Origin of the sequence: Mesorhizobium sp. M2A.F.Ca.ET.067.02.1.1 (assembly GCF_004023285.1) — a bacterium.
In the GTDB taxonomy this organism is placed as follows: domain Bacteria; phylum Pseudomonadota; class Alphaproteobacteria; order Rhizobiales; family Rhizobiaceae; genus Mesorhizobium.
Genome location: NZ_RZSB01000571.1, coordinates 1 through 3,912 on the forward strand (window position 1 = coordinate 1; position 3,912 = coordinate 3,912).

Below are 3,912 nucleotides of genomic sequence, written 5' to 3' on the forward strand. Positions count from 1 at the left end.
CGGCCTGCACCAGCGCCGCCTGGCTCGGGAAATACCGGTAGGCGGTTGCGCGCGACACCTCCGCCGCCTCCGCGACCTCGCTGACCGAGGGTGTCATGCCGGACTGCATCAGCCGCGTCGCCGTCTCCAGCATCAGCCGCCTGGTGCGGGCGCGCGCCCCCTTCTCGACGGCAGGCGCCTGGGCGACCTCATCCTTGGCGACGGCTTGTTGACGTGAGACATCCATATCAATACGATACGCGCGTCTCAAAAATTTGCAATGGCGCAACGCCGGGCAAATGACGGAGTCCCCACCAGCGACGAGGCTTTGCCGAGGAGCTTACGGGTGGGGCAAAAAATTAGGTCCCCACCAGCGACGAGGCCTTTGCCGAGGAGCTTAAGGGTGGGGCAAGAAGGCAGGCGGCAAAGCCGACCATGCCGGACGACGGGGAAACGCGCATGAAGCGCATCTATGTGGTCGGCACCGCCGATACCAAAGGCGAGGAGCTTGCCTTCCTGGCCGATGCCGTCGCTGCTGCGGGCGGCGCCGTCGTGCGTGTCGATATCGGCACGCGGGGCGCGACCGTCCCGGTCGATATCCCGGCCAGCGAGGTCGCCGCGCATCATCCCAAGGGAGCCGGTGCGGTTCTCGGCATCGATGACCGCGGTGCCGCCGTTGCCGGCATGGGCGTCGCCTTCGCCGGTTTCATCCGCTCGCGCGACGACATCGCCGGGATGATCGGCATCGGCGGCGGCGGCGGCACCTCGATCGTCACCGCCGGCATGCGCGCGCTGCCGCTCGGCCTGCCGAAGATCATGGTCTCGACGCTGGCCTCCGGCGACACCGCGCCTTATGTCGACGTGTCCGACATCATCATGATGCCGTCGGTCACCGACATGGCGGGACTGAACAGGCTCTCCCGCGTCGTGTTGCACAATGCCGCCCAGGCGATCGCCGGCATGGCGGCAAAACCGGCGCCGATCGCGGCCGGCAAGCCGGCGCTCGGGCTCACAATGTTCGGCGTCACCACGCCTTGCGTGACGGCGATCGTCGAGCGCCTGCGCGCCGACTATGACTGCATGGTCTTCCACGCCACCGGCACCGGCGGCCGCTCGATGGAGAAGCTCGCCGACAGCGGCCTGCTGGCCGGCGTCCTCGACATCACCACGACCGAGGTCTGCGATTTGCTGTTCGGCGGCGTGCTGCCGGCGACCGAGGATCGCTTCGGCGCCATCGCCCGCACCAAACTGCCCTATGTCGGCTCGGTCGGCGCGCTCGACATGGTGAACTTCTGGGCGCCACCGACCATCCCGGACAAATATCGTGGGCGACTGTTCTACGAGCACAATCCCAATGTCACGCTGATGCGCACCACGGCCGATGAATGCCGCCGGATCGGTGAATGGATCGGCGACCGCCTCGCCCGCTGCGACGGCCCGGTCCGTTTCCTGATCCCGGAAAAGGGCGTCTCGGCGCTCGATATAGAAGGCCGCGCCTTCTTCGACGCGGAGGCCGACGCGGCGCTGTTCGATGCGATCGAGCGCACGATCGAGCCGACGAAAGACCGCACCGTCACGCGCCTGCCGCTGCACATCAACGATCCCGCCTTCGCCAAGGCTGCGGCCGAGGCGTTCCTCGACATCGCCAGGAAGTGAGACAGACAAGCATGGCCGCCATCCCGCGCAAAACAATCCTGGAGAAATTCCGCAGGATGATCGCCGACGGCGTGCCGATCGTCGGCGGTGGTGCCGGCACCGGCCTGTCGGCCAAGGCCGAGGAAGCCGGCGGCATCGACCTGATCATCATCTACAATTCTGGCCGCTATCGCATGGCCGGGCGCGGCTCGGCCGCCGGCCTGCTCGCCTATGGCAACGCCAACGAGATCGTCAAGGAGATGGCCTATGAGGTGCTGCCGGTGGTGAAGAAGACGCCGGTGCTGGCCGGCGTCAACGGCACCGATCCCTTCGTCATCATGCCGCTGCTGCTTTCCGAGCTGAAGACGATGGGCTTTTCCGGCGTGCAGAATTTTCCGACCGTCGGCCTGTTCGACGGCACCATGCGCCAGAGCTTCGAGGAGACCAGCATGGGTTTTGGTCTCGAGGTCGACATGATCGCCGAGGCGCATCAGCTCGATCTGCTCACCACGCCCTACGTCTTCAATCCCGATGAGGCGCGCGCCATGACCAGGGCCGGCGCCGACATCGTCGTCGCCCATATGGGTGTGACGACCGGCGGCTCGATCGGCGCCACCTCGGCGAAGACGCTCGACGCCTGCGTCAAGGAGATCGACGCCATCGCCGATGCCGCGCGCTCGGTGCGCGAGGATGTCATCCTGCTGTGCCACGGCGGGCCGATCTCGATGCCCGACGACGCGCGCTACATCCTCGAGCGCTGCGAGGGGCTGCACGGCTTCTATGGCGCAAGCTCGATGGAACGGCTGCCGGCCGAAGCGGCGATCGCCAGGCAGACGGCGGATTTCAAGGCGATCATGAAAAGGAAGGGATGAGGCGATGGCCGACAAAAGCAAAGTGTTCGTCTACCCGAAGGATGTCAGCGCCTTCGGCTTCGACTGGGGCAAGCTCTCGCTGACCGTCGCGCCGGAAGTGAACGGCGCCGAACGCTTTTCAGGCGGCGTCGTCGATCTGCCGTCGGGCAAAGGGCATACCCGCCACAACCACCCCGGCGCCGAGGAGATCATCTTCGTCATCTCCGGTCATGGCGAGCAGATGGTGGAGGACGCGAAGGGCAATCCGGTCGTCGCCAAGGTCGGTCCCGGCTGCACCATCTACGTGCCGGAAAGCCGCTTCCACTCGACGCTCAACACCGGCGACCAGCCGATGCAGCTGTTTGTTGTCTATTCGCCAACTGGGCCTGAGCTGGTGTTGCGGGAGCTGCCGGATTTCAAGCTGCTGCCGGCGGGCACATAATTTTCAGCGTCGCAGCCCCTCATCCGGCCGCTGCGCGGCCACCTTCTCCCCGGCGGGGAGAAGAGGTGGCGCTGGCGCCGGCAGGCTCCTCTTCCCCTCGGGGAGAGGTCGGATTGCCCCGAATTGCTCTTCGCAATTCGGCTGGCAATCCGGGTGAGGGGGAGCGCCGTCGAAGCTAAGCTGCCGCCCCACCCCTATTCCATCCGCGCCCGCGGTCGCCGAACATCACATATCCGCTGTCGGTCACCGCGACCGTATCCTCCAGCTTGATGAAGCCGCGCGTCGGGTGAAGCATGGTCGTCTCGACCGACAGCACCATGTTCTTTTCCAGCGGCTTTGCCGCGTAGGTGCCCTCATAGGCGACCGGATGGTTGGTCATCAGGAACGGCGCCTCATGCGTGATCAGGCCCATGCCGTGGGCGAAGAAATCCGTATAGGCCGCAACCTTGGATGCCTTCAGCACGCCTTCCGCATGCGCGATCATGTCGCCGCCGAGCGTGCCGGCCTTGACCTTGGAAAAGGCAGCTTGCTGCACCGCTTCGACTTCGGCCAGCAGATCCTCCAACTCGGCATCCGGCTCGCCGAGCACGCCCATGCGGCAAAGGTCGCCGATATAGCCGTGATAGTTGCCGCCGGAATCGATCGACATAACCTCGCCCTTCTTCCACGCCTGACTTGAGGCAGCGCGGTTGTGGCTGGAGCCCAGCGTCAGCAGGCAATATTCGAAATGCGCGCCGCGATTGGTCTCCTCGCGCCTCAGCCGTTCGATGATATCGGTCTTGCTCGTGCCCTCGCGCGCCCAGGCGATCGTCGCCAGCATGGAATCGGTAATCAGTTCGGAAGCGATGCGCAGCTGTTCCAGCTCCGCCTCGGTCTTGGTGGCGCGCATGGTCTCGAGCATGCCGGTCGCATCGATCAGCTTGGCATCCGGCAGCGCCTTGCGGATCAGCATATAGGCGTCGGACGGCAGGAAGCCGGGCTCGATGCCGATGCGCGCCGCAGACT

5 protein-coding genes are annotated in these 3,912 nt (G+C 65.6%); 3 read left to right on the forward strand and 2 right to left on the reverse strand.

The genetic code is table 11. The features are described 5' to 3' along the window. A partial coding sequence (locus tag EOA28_RS27730; RefSeq protein WP_189342209.1) for a TetR family transcriptional regulator occupies positions 1-226 on the reverse strand: 226 nt, incomplete at its 3' end. 212 nt (positions 227-438) lie between these two features. Here EOA28_RS27730 and EOA28_RS27735 point away from each other — a divergent pair. Genes EOA28_RS27735 through EOA28_RS27745 form a run of 3 tightly spaced genes read left to right on the forward strand, consistent with a single transcriptional unit; the run spans position 439 to position 2,907 of the window. Next, positions 439-1,635 carry a Tm-1-like ATP-binding domain-containing protein gene (locus EOA28_RS27735; RefSeq protein WP_127252690.1) on the forward strand — a complete coding sequence of 399 codons (1,197 nt, stop codon included), beginning with the start codon at positions 439-441 and terminating at the stop codon, positions 1,633-1,635. Positions 1,636-1,646: 11 nt separating this feature from the next. Next, entirely contained in the window at positions 1,647-2,486 is an 840-nt protein-coding gene (locus tag EOA28_RS27740; RefSeq protein WP_127252691.1) for a phosphoenolpyruvate hydrolase family protein, read from the forward strand. A 4-nt stretch (positions 2,487-2,490) separates the two neighbouring features. Beyond that, positions 2,491-2,907 (forward strand): cupin domain-containing protein, encoded by a 417-nt coding sequence (locus EOA28_RS27745; protein ID WP_127252692.1) that lies wholly within the window; start codon positions 2,491-2,493, stop codon positions 2,905-2,907. 175 nt (positions 2,908-3,082) lie between these two features. On the opposite strand, the gene EOA28_RS27750 is transcribed toward EOA28_RS27745, so the two are convergent. Further along, the coding region (locus EOA28_RS27750) for a Xaa-Pro peptidase family protein (protein WP_148670885.1) at positions 3,083-3,912 on the reverse strand (830 nt) is incomplete at its 5' end.